The 18,230-nt window shown below is 75.2% G+C and carries 20 protein-coding genes; 5 read left to right on the forward strand and 15 right to left on the reverse strand.

The window, feature by feature from the left end:
• The first annotated feature begins 16 nt into the window (after positions 1-16).
• Positions 17-1,168, forward strand: coding sequence for an Mrp/NBP35 family ATP-binding protein (locus EMA09_RS09875; RefSeq protein WP_129840695.1), 1,152 nt, complete (start codon positions 17-19; stop codon positions 1,166-1,168).
• Between the two features lie 27 nt (positions 1,169-1,195).
• Here EMA09_RS09875 and EMA09_RS09880 read toward each other — a convergent pair whose 3' ends face one another.
• The 5 genes from EMA09_RS09880 to sigE all read right to left on the reverse strand — a co-directional run bounded on the left by EMA09_RS09880 (position 1,196) and on the right by sigE (position 5,818).
• Positions 1,196-1,897, reverse strand: coding sequence for a hypothetical protein (locus EMA09_RS09880; protein WP_129840696.1), 702 nt, complete (start codon positions 1,895-1,897; stop codon positions 1,196-1,198).
• Positions 1,898-2,030: 133 nt separating this feature from the next.
• The gene (locus EMA09_RS09885; RefSeq protein ID WP_129840697.1) at positions 2,031-2,501 is read right to left on the reverse strand and encodes a sec-independent translocase; all 471 of its coding nucleotides are present in this window, start codon (positions 2,499-2,501) and stop codon (positions 2,031-2,033) included.
• Positions 2,502-2,608: 107 nt separating this feature from the next.
• The gene (locus tag EMA09_RS09890) at positions 2,609-4,114 is read right to left on the reverse strand and encodes a trypsin-like peptidase domain-containing protein (RefSeq protein ID WP_129840698.1); all 1,506 of its coding nucleotides are present in this window, start codon (positions 4,112-4,114) and stop codon (positions 2,609-2,611) included.
• Between the two features lie 82 nt (positions 4,115-4,196).
• Entirely contained in the window at positions 4,197-5,009 is an 813-nt protein-coding gene (locus EMA09_RS09895) for a zf-HC2 domain-containing protein (protein ID WP_129840699.1), read from the reverse strand.
• Positions 5,006-5,818 (reverse strand): RNA polymerase sigma factor SigE, encoded by an 813-nt coding sequence (sigE, locus tag EMA09_RS09900; protein WP_129843945.1) that lies wholly within the window; start codon positions 5,816-5,818, stop codon positions 5,006-5,008. Before sigE ends, EMA09_RS09895 begins: the two co-directional genes overlap by 4 nt.
• A gap of 100 nt (positions 5,819-5,918) precedes the next feature.
• Between sigE and EMA09_RS09905 the strand changes: the two genes are divergently transcribed.
• Positions 5,919-6,629 carry an O-methyltransferase gene (locus EMA09_RS09905; protein WP_129840700.1) on the forward strand — a complete coding sequence of 237 codons (711 nt, stop codon included), beginning with the start codon at positions 5,919-5,921 and terminating at the stop codon, positions 6,627-6,629.
• Between the two features lie 94 nt (positions 6,630-6,723).
• Here EMA09_RS09905 and EMA09_RS09910 read toward each other — a convergent pair whose 3' ends face one another.
• Positions 6,724-6,891, reverse strand: coding sequence for a DUF3117 domain-containing protein (locus tag EMA09_RS09910; RefSeq protein ID WP_129840701.1), 168 nt, complete (start codon positions 6,889-6,891; stop codon positions 6,724-6,726).
• 611 nt (positions 6,892-7,502) lie between these two features.
• Entirely contained in the window at positions 7,503-7,910 is a 408-nt protein-coding gene (locus tag EMA09_RS09915; RefSeq protein WP_129840702.1) for a DivIVA domain-containing protein, read from the reverse strand.
• A 147-nt stretch (positions 7,911-8,057) separates the two neighbouring features.
• On the opposite strand from EMA09_RS09915, the gene folP reads away from it, so the two are divergent.
• Positions 8,058-8,918 carry a dihydropteroate synthase gene (gene folP, locus EMA09_RS09920; protein WP_129840703.1) on the forward strand — a complete coding sequence of 287 codons (861 nt, stop codon included), beginning with the start codon at positions 8,058-8,060 and terminating at the stop codon, positions 8,916-8,918.
• 24 nt (positions 8,919-8,942) lie between these two features.
• Here the strand turns inward: folP and EMA09_RS09925 are convergent, their stop codons facing one another.
• Positions 8,943-9,668 carry a TIGR00730 family Rossman fold protein gene (locus tag EMA09_RS09925; RefSeq protein ID WP_129843946.1) on the reverse strand — a complete coding sequence of 242 codons (726 nt, stop codon included), beginning with the start codon at positions 9,666-9,668 and terminating at the stop codon, positions 8,943-8,945.
• Between the two features lie 198 nt (positions 9,669-9,866).
• A complete protein-coding gene (gene dapE / locus EMA09_RS09930; RefSeq protein WP_129840704.1) occupies positions 9,867-10,946 on the reverse strand; it encodes a succinyl-diaminopimelate desuccinylase in 1,080 nt (359 codons plus the stop codon).
• A gap of 182 nt (positions 10,947-11,128) precedes the next feature.
• Here dapE and EMA09_RS09935 point away from each other — a divergent pair, with 182 nt between their 5' ends.
• Positions 11,129-11,512, forward strand: coding sequence for an ATP-binding protein (locus tag EMA09_RS09935; protein ID WP_129840705.1), 384 nt, complete (start codon positions 11,129-11,131; stop codon positions 11,510-11,512).
• A 60-nt stretch (positions 11,513-11,572) separates the two neighbouring features.
• Here the strand turns inward: EMA09_RS09935 and dapC are convergent, their stop codons facing one another.
• Together dapC and fdxA are read right to left on the reverse strand one after the other, a co-directional pair.
• Entirely contained in the window at positions 11,573-12,670 is a 1,098-nt protein-coding gene (gene dapC, locus EMA09_RS09940) for a succinyldiaminopimelate transaminase (RefSeq protein WP_129840706.1), read from the reverse strand.
• A 170-nt stretch (positions 12,671-12,840) separates the two neighbouring features.
• The gene (fdxA, locus tag EMA09_RS09945) at positions 12,841-13,167 is read right to left on the reverse strand and encodes a ferredoxin (protein ID WP_129840707.1); all 327 of its coding nucleotides are present in this window, start codon (positions 13,165-13,167) and stop codon (positions 12,841-12,843) included.
• Positions 13,168-13,306: 139 nt separating this feature from the next.
• Between fdxA and EMA09_RS09950 the strand changes: the two genes are divergently transcribed.
• On the forward strand, positions 13,307-14,305 hold the full coding sequence (locus EMA09_RS09950) for a GNAT family N-acetyltransferase (RefSeq protein ID WP_129840708.1): 999 nt from the start codon (positions 13,307-13,309) through the stop codon (positions 14,303-14,305).
• 33 nt (positions 14,306-14,338) lie between these two features.
• On the opposite strand, the gene EMA09_RS09955 is transcribed toward EMA09_RS09950, so the two are convergent.
• The 4 genes from EMA09_RS09955 to EMA09_RS09970 form a co-directional block, all read right to left on the reverse strand.
• Positions 14,339-16,168 (reverse strand): hypothetical protein, encoded by a 1,830-nt coding sequence (locus EMA09_RS09955; RefSeq protein WP_129840709.1) that lies wholly within the window; start codon positions 16,166-16,168, stop codon positions 14,339-14,341.
• Between the two features lie 415 nt (positions 16,169-16,583).
• Positions 16,584-16,952: a DUF6113 family protein gene (locus tag EMA09_RS09960; RefSeq protein ID WP_129840710.1), complete on the reverse strand. Its 369-nt coding sequence runs from the start codon at positions 16,950-16,952 to the stop codon at positions 16,584-16,586.
• Entirely contained in the window at positions 16,949-17,857 is a 909-nt protein-coding gene (mshB, locus tag EMA09_RS09965) for an N-acetyl-1-D-myo-inositol-2-amino-2-deoxy-alpha-D-glucopyranoside deacetylase (RefSeq protein ID WP_129840711.1), read from the reverse strand. The genes EMA09_RS09960 and mshB overlap by 4 nt, the downstream gene beginning before the upstream one ends.
• A 54-nt stretch (positions 17,858-17,911) precedes the next feature.
• On the reverse strand, positions 17,912-18,106 hold the full coding sequence (locus EMA09_RS09970; protein WP_129840712.1) for a hypothetical protein: 195 nt from the start codon (positions 18,104-18,106) through the stop codon (positions 17,912-17,914).
• Positions 18,107-18,230: the final 124 nt, after the last annotated feature.

Here is an 18,230-nt window from a genome sequence, read left to right on the forward strand (position 1 = left end):
CCGTACCATCGGGGGCATGGCTACCGATACCTCCCTCGTCGGCGAAGACGCGGTGCGCGCCGCGCTCCAGCGGGTGAACGACCCGGAGATCCACCGGCCCATCACCGATCTCGGCATGGTGAAGTCGGTGGACATCGCCCCGGACGGCACGGTCACCGTGGGGGTGTATCTGACGATCCAGGGCTGCCCGATGCGCGACTCGATCGTCTCGGACGTCACGGCGGCGGTCGGCGGCCTGCCGGGGGTGACGGCCGTCCGGGTGGATCTCGACGTGATGAGCGACGAGCAGCGCAAGAACCTGGCGACGACGCTGCGCGGTGGCCAGGCGGAGCGGGAGATCCCGTTCGCCAAGCCGGGGTCCCTCACCCGGGTCTACGCGGTGGCGTCCGGCAAGGGCGGCGTCGGCAAGAGTTCCGTCACGGTCAACCTGGCGGCGGCCCTCGCGGCCGAGGGCCAGAAGGTGGGCGTCGTGGACGCCGACATCTACGGCCACTCCGTCCCGCGCATGCTGGGCACGGAGGCCCGGCCCACCCAGGTGGAGAACATGATCATGCCTCCGTCGGCGCACGGGGTGAAGGTCATCTCGATCGGCATGTTCACGCCGGGCAACGCGCCGGTCGTGTGGCGCGGCCCGATGCTGCACCGGGCGCTCCAGCAGTTCCTCGCGGACGTGTACTGGGGCGACCTCGACGTGCTGCTGCTCGACCTGCCGCCCGGTACCGGCGACATCGCGATCTCCGTCGCCCAGCTCGTCCCGGGCGCGGAGATCCTCGTCGTCACGACGCCCCAGCAGGCGGCGGCCGAGGTCGCCGAGCGGGCCGGGTCGATCGCCGTCCAGACGCACCAGAAGATCGTCGGCGTCGTGGAGAACATGGCGGGCCTCCCCTGCCCCCACTGCGGCGAGATGGTCGATGTGTTCGGCACCGGCGGCGGGCAGCGTGTCGCCGACGGGCTCACCCGCGCCACCGGCGCCGAGGTGCCGGTCCTCGGCTCCATCCCGATCGACGTGCGGCTGCGGGAGGGCGGGGACGACGGCACGCCCGTGGTGCTGGCCGATCCCGAGGCGCCCGCCGCCGCGGCGCTGCGGCGCATCGCCTCGTCGCTCGGCGGGCGGCAGCGCGGCCTCGCGGGCATGTCGCTGGGGCTGACACCGCGCGGGAAGTTCTGACCGGCGGGGCCGGCGGCGCCGGTCGCGTCAGGGGGCGAGGGTGCGCTCCGCGTAGCCCTCGATGTCCTTGACCACGGCGAACCCGAGGCCGTAGGCGCTCATGCCGCGTCCGTAGGCGCCGATGTGGACGCCGTTCGGCGCGGCGCCGGCCAGCACCCAGCCGTACTCGGACTCGCGGTAGAGGAAGTCGGTCGGCAGGCCGTCGACCGGGAGCGACAGGGTGGTCCAGCCGCCGCCGTCGAGGTCGTCGGCCAGCTCCCACGCGATGGCGGTCTGCTGCTCCAGCCAGTCCTGGCGCAGGGAGCGCTCCATCTGGGCGGGCCAGGTGCACGACAGCAGGCCGGAGCCGGCGAGCCAGGCGGCGGATGACACCGACGTGGCCTCCAGCATGCCGTTGCCGTCGGGGCTGCGCCGTACCGGCCGGGAGGCGACCGTCACGACGACGGCGAACCGCTGGTCCGCCTCGCCGCCCAGCTCGCCGCGCAGGGACGGCTCGTCCCCGTGGCCGGTGGAACCGTGCTCGACCGCGCCGTCCGCGGCCATGCCGACCTGCATGAGCCAGCGCGGCCCGGTGAACGCCTCGTCCAGCCCGTACCAGGGGAACTGGGCCATGAGGTAGCCCTCCACCGCGCGCCGCGCCCCCGGAACACCCTGCGCCGTGCCGTGCCCCCCGGAACCCTCGCCGCCGCCCCTGGCGTCCTGCGGCTCTGCCCGACTGGTCGTCTCCATGTAACGCGACGCCTCCTCATCCCGTGTCCTGGGCACACCCCGGACATAGGGAGGATAGCCATCCGGCCCGGAGCTGACGGGCATGCGGGGAGACCGGGTGGTGTCATATGCGCCCGAAGAGGATCTATTCCACTCAGGTGGCGTCGGCGTCGAACGGGGCCTGCTCGCCGGCCGTCCGCGGCGGCGGGGCGGCGGCGGTGTCGCCGCTCTTGGTGAAGCTGACCGGGCCGCCCGCGCGCGTGCCGGCGCCCGGCTGCCCGGCGATCGGGGGCCGGGCCGGGCGGCCGTTCACCGCGTCGGCGACGTCGGACAGCTCCTTGCGCATGTCGAGGCTGCTGCCCAGCTCCTTGAGGCCCAGGTCGTCGTTGTCGAGGAGGTGCTTGCGCGCGAACGTCTTCGGGTTGAGGTCCTCGAAATCGAAGTCCTTGAAGTCCGGTCCCAGCTCATTGCGGATGTCCCGCTTGGCGCTGTCGGAGAACTCGCGGATCTTCCGCAGGAAGGCGGCGGCCTCCTGGATCATCTTCGGCAGCTTCTCCGGCCCGAAGACGAGGATCGCCAGGACCAGGAGCACGATGAACTCCAGGGACCCAATATCGAAGAACACCTGTCAGCTCCCTCGCGCATCGCGGTCGTCACAAAACGGTACCCGCCGCCGCGCGGCGGCGGGAGGGCCCCCGCCCCACGAGCGGGTAAACGATGCCGGGCGCCGTCTCACTGCTCGCCCGTCGCCTCACCGAGCGTGACCGTGAGGGACAGCTCCTCGCCGTCCCGTTCGACGGTGAGGACCAGCTCGTCACCCGGGCGGTGGCTGCGGACCTTCACGATCAGCTCGTCGCCGCTGCGGACGGTCTCCCCGTCCACGGCGGTGATGACGTCGCCGTCCTCCAGGCCCGCCTCGTCGGCCGGGCCGCCGGGCTCCACGGCGGGGCCGCCGTCGGAGGTGCCGACGCGGGCGCCGTCCCCGAGCCAGCCGGTGTCGAGGAACACCCCGATCACGGGGTGGGTGGCGCGGCCCGTGTTGATGAGCTGCTCGGCGACGTCCTTGGCCTGGTTGACGGGGATCGCGAAACCGAGGCCGACGCTGCCGGACTGCTCGGTGCCGAGGCCGCTGTCGCCGGTGCGGATGGCGCTGTTGACGCCGATGACACGGCCGTCGGCGTCGACCAGGGGGCCGCCGGAGTTGCCCGGGTTGATGGGGGCGTCGGTCTGGAGGGCGTTGACGTAGCTGATGTCGGAGCCGTCCGCCTCCTCGCCGCCGGCCGTGATCGGGCGTTCGGTGGCGCTGATGATTCCGGAGGTGACGGTCCCCGCCAGGTCGAACGGGGCGCCGATGGCGACGACCGGGTCGCCGACCCGCACGGTGTCCGAGTCGCCCAGCTCGACGGGGGTGAGCCCGGAGACGCCGGTCACCTTGACGACGGCCAGGTCGTAGCCGGCGTCCTGGCCGACGATCTCGGCCCGCGCGGACTCGCCGCCGGCGAAGGTGACCTCTATCACGCCGCCCTCGCCCGCGGGGCGGACGACATGGGCGTTGGTCAGGATGTGGCCCCGGTCGTCGAGGACGAAGCCGGTGCCGGTGGCCCCGGTCGTGCCCCCGGAGACGTGCAGGGTGACCACGGAGGGCAGGACGGCCCGCGCGATGCCGGCGATGGTGCCGGGCTCCGGCGGATCGTCGTCGCCCCCGGTCTGCGACAGCGTGACCTCGCTGAAGGCGCCGTGGCGTTCCAGGTAGACGCCGACCGTGCCGCCGACGATCCCCGCCACGAGCGCGAGGACGAGCGCGCCGAGGACGAGGCGCCGGGCACCGGCACGCGGGGCCGGGTCGGCGGCCTCGGGCGGCACCGGCGTACCGGCGGCGGGTGTCAGGTCGCGGGGCGCCCACGGGTCGTAGCGGGACGGCGCGGGCGGCGCGGAGACGGCCGGCCCGGCGGGCGGCGGCCCCTGCGGCGGCGCGCCGACATGGGTGCCGGCCGGCGGGGTGACCGCCGCGCCGACGCGGGTGCCGGCCGGCGGGGTCGGCTGCGGGAGCTGCACCGGCGGCGCGGGCGCCCACGGGCCCGGCTGGCCGTAGGGAGGCGTTCCGTACGGGTCGTGGCCCGGGCGCTCCTCCTCCGGCGCCGCTCCCCCGGCCGCGCCGGGCGGGGAGTCCGGGGGCGCCGACCCCGGATCGCGCCGGGGTGCGGCCCGGTGGCCGGAAGCGCTCTGTCCCTCGTCCATGGCGGTGTCCCTCGTGTCCGGTCCGTCCGGTTGCCGGTCGTGCGGTCGATCCCGTGCATTGAACCAGGTCAGCCGCCGGGGGTCAGCGGGGGCTCACGGCCTCCCCGCCGCCCGTCGCGCTCGGGGCGGCGTCCGCGCCCGCGGAGGGCCGCGGGGCGTCGGTCGGCCCGGGCTGCGGACCGGCCGTCGTCGGGACCGCGAGGGGCCCGAGCGAGAGGAGCGGAGAAAGGGGGACGAGCCGGCCGCTCGGCGCCGCGGGCGCGTACGGAGCGGCGACGGACAGGGTCGACCCGGCGGAGGGACGGCCGGTGCGGTCCGCCTCCTCGGACCTGGCGCCGCCCACCGTGCGGAAGGCCGTGGTGGGGCCGCTGCCGGCCGCGACGGTGCCGCCGCCCGCGCTCGTGCCGGTGCCGCCGAACCCGCCGATCGCGCCGCCGATGGCGAAGGCGGCGAGGGACACCGCGCCCGCGGCCGCGAACACCAGACGGTGGCCCCGGCCGCCCCGTGCGGCGGCCGGCTCGTGGACCCGGAAGCCGCGCTCGGCGCCGAGGGACGGCGGGGCGAGCAGCGACTCACCGCCGCGTCCGCCGGGCAGCAGGTCGAGCCGGAAACCCTGCCCCGGCCGGCCGGGGTCGTCGGGCGGGTCGGCCGGGTCGGTGGCCGGCAGCGCCTGCAGACGCGCCAGCAGGCCCGCCGACGGGGCGGGCGGCGGGGTGCTGCGGAAGACGTCCTTCAGGGCGCGCTGCGCGTCGGCCTCGGCCTTGCAGCCCGGACAGGTGGCGAGGTGCGCGAGGACACGGTCACGGCTGTCGTGGGACAGCTCGCCGTCCACGAGGGCGGCGAGCCGGTCCCCGAGGTGGTGGTCCGCCGCGTCCGGCGGGGGGGCACTGCTCACACCGCCCCGCCTTCCATCGGGCCGGGCGCCCCCGCGAGGACGGACGTGTCCCCCGCACCGGTCACGGCGGCCGACCGTCCGCGCGGCGAGCGGTGCCGCAGCGCCTTGCGGAGGTGGGACCTGCCCCGGTGGATGCGGCTGCGGACCGTGCCGAGCTTCACGCCGAGCGTGGTGGCGATCTCCTCGTAGCTCAGGCCCTCGATGTCGCACAGCACGACGGCGGCGCGGAAGTCCGGCGCGAGGGTGTCCAGCGCCTGCTGGATGTCGGCGTCGAGGTGCCGGTCGTTGAACTCCTGCTGGGGCGTGGGCTCGCGGCTGGCCAGCCGCTCGGCGGCGTCCTCCCCCAGCGCGTCGAAGCGGATGCGCTGCTTGCGGCGCACCGAGTCGAGGAAGAGGTTGGTCGTGATGCGGTGCAGCCAGCCCTCGAAGGTGCCGGGCGTGTAGGTGGACAGTGACCGGAAGACGCGGACGAAGACCTCCTGGGTCAGGTCCTCGGCGTCGTGCTGGTTGCCGGTGAGGCGGTAGGCCAGGCGGTAGACCCGCGTGCTGTGGGTGCTGACGATCTCTTCCCAGCTCGGCGGTGCCCAGCCGGTGCCGTCGGAGCCGCCCGTGCCGAACGTGGCGACGGCGGTGGTGGTGCCGTCGGTGCGGTCGGCGGTGGTGTGCGCCCGGTCGGCGTCAGCGGTGTCTGTCACGGAATTCGGCCCGCCGGACGTCCGCAGAAGACGTCGGAAGACTCCTCTGCCCGTGGACGCGGTGGCCGCACCTCCCCTGTCGGCTCTGGTGGTGTCCAGTGGAGTCCCCACGATAGCCACCTCCCCCGTCAGCTCCGGATAAGAATCCGTCCATGTCCGCGGCCCCCGGCCGGGGGCGCGCGCCGTCGATGATCCAACGAGCGGTCCGCGCGTCCTGTTCCCGTCCGAAGTCGCTACAGTCAAGGCCCGTGAGGAACGGGGACAGGAGACGGCCATTACCGGCAACCGGCTGACGAGCTGGGCGTTCGCCGAGGCGTACGGCACACCGGACGACGACAGCGCCGGCGGAACCGCGCTGCGCTGGGCCCGCGAACGGGCGCGGGAGGCCGGGGTGCGCGCCGTCTCCCCCGGCACCGGCGACGCCCTGCGCCTGCTGGCCTCCGCGGCGGGCGCCCGTTCGGTGGCCGAGATCGGGACCGGCACCGGCGTCTCCGGCCTGTACCTGCTGCACGGCATGCGCGCCGACGGTGTGCTGACGACGGTGGACATCGAGCCGGAGCGCCAGCAGTTCGCGCGACAGGCGTTCCGCTTCGCCGGGTTCGCCGCGAACCGGGCGCGCTTCATCCCCGGGCACGCGCTCGACGTCCTGCCGCGCCTGGCGGACGGCGGCTACGACCTGGTGTTCTGCGACGGCGACCGGCTGGAGTCGCTGGAGTGCCTCGCAGAATCGTTGCGGCTTCTGCGGCCCGGCGGCCTGCTGTGCTTCGCCGGGGTCTTCGCCGGCGGCCGGACGGTGGACTCGGCCGCGCAGCCGACCGAGGTGCGCGTGCTGCGCGAACTGCTGCGCGCCGTGCGGGAGAGCGACGAACTGCTTCCGGCGCTGCTCCCGGTCGGCGACGGCCTGCTGTGCGCCACGCGCCGCTGAGGGCACGCGATCACCCCTCCCGGCGCGAAGACGGCGCTGCCCCGGCCTGGGCCGGGGCAGCGCCGAAATCGGACCGCGATGGAACGCCGGTGGCTCAGCCCGTGACCTTCTTGAGTGCCTCGTCCAGGGCAACCGCTTCGTCCGGGGTCAGCTCCACGACGAGTCGGCCACCGCCTTCGAGCGGAACGCGCATGATGATGCCCCGCCCCTCCTTGGTCACCTCAAGCGGACCATCGCCCGTCCGCGGCTTCATGGCCGCCATGCTCGTTCCCCTTCCTGAACCAGCCCATCTCCACCGGCGTCCCGAGGGCGGGTAACCCATGGGGCACCGGCGTCGAACACATTGCTCCATGTCATTATCCCGCATGGAACACGCCGCTGACCAACATCGGGCGGTATCCCTTCGGCAACGCGCACGCGCAAAACCACTCAATTCGGGGATTGCCCGCGATACGTCCGGTCGTTGCGGCGCGCCGGGAAGCGGCCCGGGAAGTGGGGCCGCAGGGAAGTGACCGAGAGTCCCGCCGCGCTCACGCCGAATCGTTCACCCGGTACCGGAGCGCGGAATGCCGGGCGCGCGGAAGTGCTGTTCGGAGCGGTGCGCGGGGCCGCCGGCGGCCATCTCACCGACCCGCGCGCGGGATTGCCGGGGAGAGTCGCGCGGCGCTCCCCGCACGCACCGGCGGGCACGGGGAGCGGCCGGCGGAGCGCCGGATCACGGAATGCGGAAACGGCGGAGCGGTTTCCCGAGCCGGCCCGGTTTCCCGCGCGAGGCGGTTTCGCATTCCTTCGCGGCAGGGCGCCGCGCGCCGGGCGGAGTGCTTCATTTCACACCGTGTTCGGCGATTCCGGACCGGTTCACGGCCGGGACGCTCACACCCCGCCGTCGTCGTCGAATCCGGCGGGCCCGCGCACCGGATCGGGCTCCGGGCCGTCCGCCCGCTCCGCCGGCCCGTCCCCCGGCTCCTCCCCGGCAGCCGCGAGGGCGTCCTCAAGATCGGCGATCCGCGCGTCGCGCTCGGCCAGTTCCGCCGCGAGCCGGTCGAGCACCTCGTCCACCTCGGCCATGCGGTAACCGCGCACCGCGACCGGCAGCCGGACGCGCACCACGTCCGCCGGGCCGACCGGCCGGTCGGCCGGCAGCGGGTCGTGCAGCCGGTCGGGCACCGCCTCGGCGAGCCCGCCCGTGACCGGGGCGCCGTACCCGTCCCCGGTGCTGAGCACCGCGAGGGTCACCCCGGCGATCACGACGACCATGGTGGCGATCAAGAACCAGAACACGCCTGTCCCCTCTTCTCCTTCGGCCGGCACGCGCATCGTCCCACGTATCCCGCGGGGGACCGCCGACCGCGGGCGCCGGGCGACGGGTAGGTTCGGGGCGACGGGGACCCGCGTCCCACCCGCACGCCGAACGGAGAACCGACCCACATGCTGCGCCTCGGAACACGCCGGTTCGCGGCGGACGAGCCGGTCATCATGGCCATCGTCAACCGCACCCCCGACTCGTTCTACGACCGGGGGGCGACCTTCGGCGAGGCCGCCGCCCTCGACCGGGTCGCGCGGGTCGTCGACGAGGGCGCGGCCATCGTGGACATCGGCGGCGTCAAGGCCGGTCCAGGCGCCGAGGTGGACACGGCCGAGGAGATCCGCCGCACGGCCGGTTTCGTCGCCGCCGTGCGCGAACGCCACCCGTCCGTGGTGATCAGCGTGGACACCTGGCGGCACGAGGTGGGCCGCGCCGTCTGCGAGGCGGGCGCCGACCTGCTGAACGACGCGTGGGGCGGTGTCGACCCGCGGCTGGCCGAGGTCGCCGCCGAGTACGGCACCGGCCTGGTGTGCACGCACGCGGGCGGCGTCCCGCCGCGCACCCGGCCGCACCGCATCGCGTACGAGGACGTGATGGCGGACATCCTGCGCGTCACCGTGGGGCTGGCCGAGCGTGCGGTGTCCCTCGGGGTGCGGCGCGACGGCGTGCTGATCGACCCCGGGCACGACTTCGGCAAGTCCACCCGGCACTCGCTGGAGGCCACGCGCCGCCTCGGCGAGATGACGGCGACGGGCTGGCCGGTGCTCGTCTCGCTGTCCAACAAGGACTTCGTCGGCGAGACGCTCGACGTGCCGGTGAAGGAGCGGCTGCTCGGCACCCTCGCCACCACCGCCGTCTCCGCCTGGCTCGGCGCCCGTGTGTACCGGGTGCACGAGGTGGCGGAGACGAAGCAGGTCCTCGACATGGTGGCGTCGATCGCGGGGCACCGGCCGCCCGCCGTCGCGCGGCGCGGGCTGGCGTGAGGGCGCGCGGCGGCGCGCCCCCGTTCACTCCTTGGTGACGAGCGCGATCGCCTCGTCCACGTCGTCCGTGACGGAGAACAGCGCCTGGTCCACCTCGGACGCCTTGCCCTGCGCGATCACCGTGTCGCGCAGCCAGCCGGCGAGGCCGCTCCAGTACTCGGTGCCGACCAGGACGATCGGGAAGCGCGTGACCTTCCGCGTCTGGACCAGCGTGAGGGCCTCGAACAGCTCGTCCAGCGTGCCGAGTCCGCCGGGGAGCACGAGGAAGCCCTGCGCGTACTTGACGAACATCGTCTTCCGGACGAAGAAGTAGCGGAAGTTGATGCCGATGTCGACGTACTCGTTGAGGCCCTGCTCGAAGGGCAGTTCGATGCCGAGCCCGACGGAGACGCCGCCGGCCTCGCTCGCGCCCCGGTTGGCGGCCTCCATGGCACCGGGGCCGCCGCCGGTGATGACCGCGAAACCGGCCTCGGCGAGACCGCGTCCGATGCGCACCCCCAGCGCGTACTCCGGGGAGTCGGGCGGCGTCCTGGCCGATCCGAAGACGCTGACGGCCGGGCCGAGTTCGGCCAGGGCGCCGAAGCCCTCGACGAACTCGGACTGGATCCGCAGCACCCGCCACGGGTCGCCGTGCACCCAGTCGGAGGGCCCGCGCGAGTCCAGCAGGCGCTGGTCGGCCGTGCCCGCGACCACCTGGCCGCGGCGGCGCACGACGGGGCCGAGGCGCTGCTCGCCCGGCCGCGACGACATCGCCGCCCGCTCGTGTGCGGCGGCCTCCCCGGCCGCCGCCGCCTCGGTCCGCTCGTCCCCGGGCAGACCCTCGGGGCGGCCGTCCGCCCCCGCGCCCTGACCGCTGCCGCTCATGCGCTGCTCCTCATCTCGTGCACGGAACTCCCGCACAACACATCCTGCTCGTTCACCGGTGCCCCTACCCCGGCGGCGGATCGGTCAGGCCGTCAGCCAGGCCCGCAGCCGCTCCTCGCAGCGCAGGACGAGGGCCGTGTCCACGTGCTCGTCGCGCTTGTGGGCGAGGTTCGGGTCGCCGGGACCGTAGTTGACCGCGGGGACGCCGAGGGCGCTGAACCGGGAGACGTCCGTCCAGCCGTACTTGGGCCGCGGCGCGCCGCCGACCGCCTCGATGAACGCGCGGGCGGCGGGGTGCCCGAGCCCCGGCAGGGCGCCCGGCGCGTGGTCGTCCACCGTGAACCCGGCCACGCCGCAGCCCTCGAAGACCTCGCGGACGTGGGCGACGGCCTCGTCCTCGCCGCGGTCGGGCGCGTAGCGGTAGTTGACGGTGACGACGCAGGAGTCCGGGATGACGTTGCCGGCGACACCGGCCTCGATGCGGACCGCGTTCAGGCCCTCGTGGTATTCGAGGCCGTCGATGACGGGCCGGCGCGGCTCGTAGGCGGCGAGGCGGGCCAGGACGGGGGCGGCGGCGTGGATCGCGTTCTCGCCGGTCCACGACCTGGCGGAGTGGGCGCGCCGGCCGGTGAGCCGCAGCAGGACGCGCAGGGTGCCCTGGCAGCCGCCCTCGACCTCGCCGCCGGACGGCTCCAGGAGGACGGCGAAGTCGCCGGCGAGCCAGTCGGGGTGCGCGGCCGCGAGGTGGCCGAGCCCGTTGCGGTCCGCCTGGACCTCCTCGTTGTCGTAGAACACGAAGGTGAGGTCCCGGTTCGGCTCGGGCACGGTGGCGGCGAGCCGGAGCTGGACGGCGACGCCCGACTTCATGTCGCAGGTGCCGCAGCCCCACAGGAGACCGTCCGCGTCGAGGCGCGCGGGCAGGTTGTCCGCGACGGGGACGGTGTCTAGGTGCCCGGCCAGGACGACGCGTTCGGCACGGCCGAGGGCGGTGCGGGCGACGACGTTGTTCCCGAGGCGGTCGACACGCAGCCACGGCAGGGCGCGCAGGGCGGCCTCCACGGCGTCGGCGAGCGGCTTCTCCGAGCCGCTGACGGAGGGGATGTCCACGAGGCGCGCGGTGAGGGCCGCGGCGTCCACACCGAGGTCGAGCAGGGGCGGTTCCATGGCCTCACGGTACCCGCGCACGTCATCGGCGCGGGCGGCGGTCGCGGCGCCGCGACGCACGGCACCGGCCCGTCGACGACGCCTCATTGCCAATCCTTTACCCGGCCGGGCCGCAACCTCCCGCCACGCCCCGACGATAGGCACTGCGCGATCCCGCACTCCCACGATCCATGGAGCGTGCCATGCGCAATCCCCGTCGGACCCTCCCGCGCCGTCTGGCCGGGGCCGCCGTGCTGCTCGCCGCGGGGGCCGTGCCCCTCGCCGGCGCCGTGGGCCAGGCAGCGGCCGCGGAGCCCGAGCAGCCGGCGGCCCCGGGGCTCGCGGGCGCCGAGACGGCTCTCGACCAGGCCACCACCCACGGCAGCGGCCCCCTCGACAAGACGGTCGGCGCGGCCGCGCTGACCGTGATGCCGGTCGCGCTGCCCGTCCTCGATCACGTCGCCCAGGGCACGGAGCCGACGGTGCGGTCGGTCGGCGGTACCGTCCAGGACACCCTCCCGGGACCCGACAACTCGCTGGCCGTCGCCCTGAACTCCGTGCCGGCCAACGACTACAGCCTTCTGTGACCGACGGGGGCGCGCGCCACCTGGCGCGCGCCCCCGTCGTCCCCCTTCGCGTCCCGCGCGTCAGGCCAGGCGCCGGACCGCTGCCTCGACCCGCTCGTCGGTCGCGGTGAACGCGACCCGGACGAAACGCTGCCCCGCCGCCCCGTAGAACTCCCCGGGAGCGACCAGGACACCGCGTTCGCTCAGCCATGCCACCGTGTCCCAGCAGTCCTCGTCACGGGTGGCCCACAGGTACAGCGACGCCTCGCTGTCCTCCACGCGGAAGCCGCACCCCACCAGCGCCGTGCGCAGCGCCGCGCGCCGGGCGGCGTACCGCGCGCGCTGCTCGGCCACGTGCGTGTCGTCCCCGAGGGCCGCGGCGGTGGCGGCCTGCACGGGCGCGGGCACCATCATCCCGGCGTGCTTGCGGACGGCCAGCAGCTCGCCGAGCACCGCCGCGTCACCGGCGCAGAACGCCGCGCGGTAGCCCGCGAGGTTGGACCGCTTGGACAGCGAGTGCACCGCGACGAGACCCGTGGTGTCGCCGCCGCAGACGTCCGGGTGCAGCACCGAGACGGGCTCGGCCTCCCAGCCCAGCTCCAGGTAGCACTCGTCGCTGAAGACGAGGACGCCGTGCTGCCGCGCCCACGCGACGGTGTCGCGCAGCTCGCCGGCCGACAGGACGCGGCCGGTCGGGTTCGCCGGGGAGTTGAGCCACAGCAGGCGCAGCCCGGCCGGATCGAGCTCGGTGGCCTTGCCCCGGTACGGGACGGGCTCGGCGCCCGCGAGACGCGCGCCCACCTCGTACGTCGGGTAGGCGGGCTCCGGGTACGCGACGCGGTCGCCGGGGCCGAGACCGAGCTGCGCGGGCAGCGACGCGACCAGCTCCTTGGAGCCGACGACGGGCAGGACGTTGCGCTCGCCGAGGCCGGCGGCCCCGGTGCGGCGCTCCAGCCAGCCGAGGATCGCGCGGCGCAGCGCCGCGGTGCCCCACACCGTGGGGTAGCCGGGGCTGTCGCTCGCGCCGGCCAGCGCGCGCCCGATCACCTCGGGCACCGGGTCGACGGGCGTGCCGACGGACAGGTCCACGATGCCCCCGGGATGCGCGGCGGCGGTGGCCTTGTACGGCTCGAGGCGGTCCCAGGGGAAGACCGGCAGCCGGGCGGAGACGGGGGTCACGGGTCGCTCACTTTCCTGGGGTCGGCCGCGCCCCGGGAGTGGCGCGGCTCGGGTCCGGTCCGGCGGGTCCCGCCCGTCTCGCGACGGGACCCCCGGACAGACCCCGGACGGACGGGTCCCGCGCGGCGGCTGCCGCGCGGGACCGGTGACGGGTGGGGTGGCCCCCGGTGTCACTCGTCGTGGCTCTGCGGCGGCAGCGCGGCGATGAAGGGGTGGTCGCGCTCGATCAGGCCCAGCTTGCTCGCGCCGCCCGGCGAGCCCAGCTCGTCGAAGAACTCGACGTTCGCCTTGTAGTAGTCCTTCCACTCGTCCGGGGTGTCGTCCTCGTAGAAGATGGCCTCGACCGGGCAGACCGGCTCGCACGCACCGCAGTCCACGCACTCATCGGGGTGGATGTACAGGGCCCGCTGACCTTCGTAGATGCAGTCAACAGGGCATTCCTCGATGCATGCCTTGTCCTTCAGATCGACACAAGGCTCCGCGATGACGTAGGTCACGCTGGTCAGTCCTCCTCATTACGGTGGCGGCGGTCCGCCGGGACGCGCGGGCGCGGCGTCGTTCGGTGCTGGCACTTAGTATCTCCGGTCTGGGCCGCCCCGGGGCAAAGAGGGGGCCGGGAAGCGAGGGGAGTTCACCATGGGCGGACAGCTCGTCGTGCGCATCACGCCCGCTGACGTGGGCAAACGCGTCTCCGTCCGGTCCCTGACCGGTCCGGGTGAACCGGCCGCCGTCTTCACCGACACCGTCGGGATCCTCACCTCCTGGGCGGACGGCGTGGTCGCCGTCACACGGCGGGACGGGCGGACCGTCCCGCTCGCCGAGGCGGACCTCGTGGCCGGGAAGGTCGTGCCGGCCGTGCCGCGGCCGGTGCGGCGCGGGACCCCGGTGGCGTCGGCGCGCGACCTGCTCGCGGTCGCCGCGCGCGGCTGGTGCGGCACCGGCTCCGAACGGATCGGCGACTGGCTGGCCCGCGCCTGCGGCGGCTGGACGCGCCGCGCCAACTCGGCCGTCGCCGTGGGCGAGGGCGAGCCCGATCTCGACCGCCTCACCGCCTGGTACGCGGCCCGCGGCCTGCCGGCCACCGTGCAGATCGCGACCGGCGGCCCCGACGGCACGGGCGCCGGGGAACGCCTCACGGCCCGCCTCGAACGGCTCGGCTGGAGCGCCGGGGGCCATGTGCAGGCGCGGGTCGCGCCGCTCGCCTCGCTGACCGAACAGGGGCACGACCCCCGTGTGGTGGTGGCGCGCGAACTGCCCGACGCCTGGCTGCGCCCCTACCGCCGCGTCCGGGAGAACCCGGAGGCCGCGCGGCAGGTGCTGCGCGGCGTGCCGGGCGGCCCCGCCGTGCTGTTCGCGAGCGTCCCCGACCCCGCGGGCGGGAACGATCCGGTGGCCTTCGGGCGTTGTGCCGTCGACGGCCGCTGGGCCGGCTTCGGCGCGCTCGTGGTGGACCCGGCCCACCGGCGCCGCGGGCTGGCCGTCGCCCTCATGGGCGAACTCGCGCGCGCGGCGCTCGCCGAGGGGGCGAGCGCCGCGTACCTCCACGTCGAGACGGACAACGCGCCGGCGATCGCGCTGTACGACCGGCTCGGCCTCACGCTCCACAGCCACTGCCACTACCGGGTCCGGCCCTGAGCGGACCGGACCCGGACGGGCTCTCGTACGGGGTCAGCCGGCGTTCAGGTCGATCTCGACGACGCGGGCCGCCGGATCGGTCTCGCGCAGCGCCATCCGCAGCGCGCCTGCCACGTCCTCCGGGGTGACCGGGGTCTGGCTGCCGTCGCCGCGCGTGACGAGGACACCGTCGAACGTGCCGCCGTAGAGCTGCGCCAGCACGTCCAGGTCGAACGTCTCCACGAGCCGGCCGTCGTGCGCCTCCATGCCGAGGAACTGCCACAGCGAGTTCTCCGGGCTGAAGTCGACGCGCCGGCCGCCCGCGATGACCGAGACCATGCCGGACATCGCCGGTTCGGCGAACTCCTCCATCGCGGTGCGCACATCGGCCTCGTCGATGTCGGGCTGCTGCTCGGTCAGCGGCACCTCGACGACCGAGTCGCCGCCGCCGGCCGCGCGCTCCCTGAAGGCGGACTCGACCGCGTCGGCGGCCGCTTCCACGTCCAGGCCCATGCCGGGCTCGCCGAGCTGGGCGATCGCCCCGTCCGGGGTGAAGGTGACGGTGCCGTCGACCGGGCCGCTGCCGACGCCCTCGGAGAGGTCGGCGAGCGCCACGGTCAGCTTCTCCCGGTCCACCGCGAACACGGGGTCCTCGACGCGCTCGCTGCCGAACAGCGAGCCGTAGACGGCGACGGGGCTGTAGTCCTGGCCGGAGACGGCGTGCGCGGTGGCCTCCGCGTCGACCGCGAGCCCCGCGACGGTGGGCTTCAGCTCGATCTGCTGCTCCCCGAACTGGAGGACGAGCGGCTCGCTGTTGGCGGCCTGGAGGCGTCCTTCGAGGCGGGTCTGCGCCTCCTCGGTGCTGAGTCCGCCGATGTCGACGCCGAGGACCGTGGTGCCCCGGGGGACGTCGGCCGGGCTCAGGAACAGGCCGGCGCCGTAGGCGATGACGGCGATGCCGACGACGGCGACGCCGAGCAGCTTCACCTTGGACCGGCCGCCCTTCGCCTTGCCCTTCGTCCCGCCCTTCGCCGCGGGCGGCTCAGGTGCGGGGCGGGCGGCGGGCTCGTCACCGGCCGCCGGGGGCGCGCCCGAGGGGCCGGTGGCCACCGGCGGCTTCGCCGGGCCGGTCGCCGCCCGGGGGGCCGCCCCGGCGGCGACGCGCGGGAGGGGGCCGGTCGCGCCGTCCGTGAACGGCGTCATCCGACCAGTGGCCTCCAGGTCCGTCAGCTCGGCGGGCGGGGCGGGCGGGAACGGGCCGCCGAGGTCCATCGTCGTGCCGGACGGGTCCTCGTCCTCGGGACGCGGGCCGGACGGGGTGAGCGGCATGCCGCCGAGCGCCGGGCCCGTGGTCGGCCCCGCCGGGCGCTGCGGCATCTGCGGGACGCCGTCCGCCGGGGTGTCGGCGCGGCCGGCGAACCACTGGTCGGCGCCTGGCTCGGCGCCGGGCGTCCGCCGGGGTGCACCCGTGTGCAGCGGAGGGGTGTCGCCGAGCAGCGGGTTGGGTCCGGTGCCGGGGCCGTGGTCCGGCTCGGGGCCGCCGGCGAACGGCGCGCGGCCGGTGTCGGTACGGGTCCTGGCCGGCGGCTCGGCGGCCGGGGCGGGCGCGGGCGACGCGGCGGGCAGGCCGCCGGCCGGCGTGTCGGTGACGGCGGGGTGGCCCTGCGGCGGCGTGTCGGTCCGGGAGCCGGGCGGCTTGCGCGGCTCGAACCACGAACTGGTCTTCTTCCCGCCGGACGCGCCGGACGCGCTCCGCGCACCGGACGCGGCGGCACCGGGGCGGCGGTTCGCGCCGGGCGCGGGCGTCGCGGGGCGAGGGGCGGCCTCCGGCGCCTCGGGGGCCTTCCCCGCGTCGGCCGCGCCCTCGACGGTTTCGCGGACCACGATCGGGGGAATGGGCCTGGACCCGGGGATGGAGATCCGGGCGCGCGTGGTCAGCGTGGTCTCGGTCTTCTTGTCCTCCGGCCGCGGAGCCGCCGGCCGGGCGCCATCGTCTCCTTCAGTGCGCTGGGGGTCCCCCCACCCCGCGGGACGGGGGGACGGATTGTCAGATTCACGACTCAAGGCAGGATCTCCCGGTTGGGCTTCACCGGCCGGCCCGGGACACACCGGGGCCGGGCGGCTGGCCCCACGATACTGGGGACAGCCGTGTGGTACGCCGCTCGCACAGGATTGGCACATCCGTGCACCACCCGGGTGCGGCGCACCGGGACGCCACCGTAAGGGGGCCGGGCACGCCCGCGCAAAAACGCTTCCCCCGTGCGTCAAATGTCGTGCTGCCGACGAGGGTTGCCGAGCGTCAGCGCCGGCGCGCCGGATCCGTCGTCACGGCGAACATCGGACGGTCCGCCGGGGCCAGGGTCGCGGCCAGGACGGCCAGGACCATGCCGCCCAGCAGGAAGACGTAACTGCTCGCGCCGGAGGCGAAGATGAAGTCGCCCTGCGGCCTGGTCGACGTCAGCAGCAGGACGGCGAGCGCCCAGCCGGCCGCCGCGATCCCGGCGCCGGCCCGCGAGCGCGTGAGCAGCGCGGCGCCCCAGAACAGCCCCGCCGTCCCGGCGAGCGCCAGGATCAGGCCGAACGGGAGCCAGCCGCCCTGCACGAGCGATCCCGCGATCCCCGCGAGCACCCCGAGCAGGGCCAGCGCGACATGGACGGCGATTCTCACAACTCCTCCAGTGACAGACCCGCGAAGACGCCGTCCGCCCCGGGGGGCAGCGGCACGCCCGCGCCCAGGACGTACGACTCGTCGTCCCACAGCGGCTGGGCGAGTCCATTGGACAGGGCGAAGACGCCGCCCGCTCCCCCGGCCCCCCGTTCCGGCGCGCCGGGGGGCTCCTCGACGTCGATCTGGGTGGCGTGGGCCGCCATCGCGGCGCGCTTGGCCGCGGCCTGTTCCGGTGTGCCGAGCACCGTGAGGGCGATCCGGTCGTCGTCCACGACGCCCGGGATGTCCGTGAGCGACGCGACACCGGGGAAGCGCCCGGGCCCCCGGGCGCGCAGCGCGGCGAGCCGGGCCTCGGCGGCGGAGCGCGGCACGGCGTTCCACAGGACGCGGGGCACCGTGCGGCCGTGGCGCCCGGCGGCGATGGCCGCGCCGCGCATGGCGGTGCGGTGGGCCTGGATGTGGTCGGGGTGCCCGTAGCCGCCGTGCGGGTCGTAGGTGATGAGGACGTGGGGGCGGACCTCGTCGATGACGTCGGCGAGCGCGGCGCCCGCCGCGTCCGGGTCGGCGCGGACGAAGGCGTCGGGGCGGTCGTTCTGCGGCGCCCCGGCCATGCCGGAGTCGCGCCAGCGGCCGGGGCCGCCGAGGAACCGGTGGTCGCGCACCCCGAGGGCGCGCATCGCGTCGGCCAGTTCACGGGCGCGCCACGGGCCGAGTGCGTCGTCACGGTCGGCGGCGAGGTGGGCGAGGGACGCGGGGATGACCTCGCCCTCCTCGCCGCGGGTGCAGGTGACGAGGGTGACGCGGGCGCCGGCGGCGGCGCAGGCGGCCATCGTCACACCGTTGGTGATCGACTCGTCGTCGGGGTGGGCGTGCACCAGCAGCACCCGGGCGGGGACCGTGCTCATGCGGGGAGCCTACGCCGGAGGCAAGTGCCGGGGACGAAGGGGCGTGGGGGCGGGTCAGAAGCTCAGGCCGCTGATCATGTCGGCCACGCTGGTCCCGAAGTCGCTGATGGCGGGGGCGATGTTGGACCCGGCGAGGTAGAAGCCGAGCAGCATGCACACGAAGGCGTGCATGAGATTGAGACCGGCCTTCCTGACCAGCAGAGTGACAATGATCGCGAGCAGCAGCACGGCGGAGACGGAGAGCGCCACCGAGGATCACCCCTTGAAGTCGGATGCCCGGGTCCGTCCGGGCAGGCAGGCGAAGGCTTCAATCCGTGCCCGGGTGAGTGCGGCCCGTCACGTTCCTACGGATGATAACGATCACCCCGCGCCG

It is taken from the genome of Streptomyces sp. RFCAC02, assembly GCF_004193175.1.
Lineage (GTDB): Bacteria > Actinomycetota > Actinomycetes > Streptomycetales > Streptomycetaceae > Streptomyces.

Coding starts and splice junctions, on each gene's coding strand:
- EMA09_RS09925 (WP_129843946.1), bottom strand. CDS start 9,668: ATGTCGTCGCGGCCGGGCGAGCAGCGCCTCGGCCCCGTCGTGCGCCGC.
- EMA09_RS09910 (WP_129840701.1), bottom strand. CDS start 6,891: ATGGCGGCCATGAAGCCGCGGACGGGCGATGGTCCGCTTGAGGTGACC.
- EMA09_RS09935 (WP_129840705.1), top strand. CDS start 11,129: ATGCGCAATCCCCGTCGGACCCTCCCGCGCCGTCTGGCCGGGGCCGCC.
- EMA09_RS09890 (WP_129840698.1), bottom strand. CDS start 4,114: ATGGACGAGGGACAGAGCGCTTCCGGCCACCGGGCCGCACCCCGGCGC.
- dapE (WP_129840704.1), bottom strand. CDS start 10,946: ATGGAACCGCCCCTGCTCGACCTCGGTGTGGACGCCGCGGCCCTCACC.
- mshB (WP_129840711.1), bottom strand. CDS start 17,857: ATGAGCACGGTCCCCGCCCGGGTGCTGCTGGTGCACGCCCACCCCGAC.
- EMA09_RS09880 (WP_129840696.1), bottom strand. CDS start 1,897: ATGGAGACGACCAGTCGGGCAGAGCCGCAGGACGCCAGGGGCGGCGGC.
- EMA09_RS09875 (WP_129840695.1), top strand. CDS start 17: ATGGCTACCGATACCTCCCTCGTCGGCGAAGACGCGGTGCGCGCCGCG.
- EMA09_RS09950 (WP_129840708.1), top strand. CDS start 13,307: ATGGGCGGACAGCTCGTCGTGCGCATCACGCCCGCTGACGTGGGCAAA.
- folP (WP_129840703.1), top strand. CDS start 8,058: ATGCTGCGCCTCGGAACACGCCGGTTCGCGGCGGACGAGCCGGTCATC.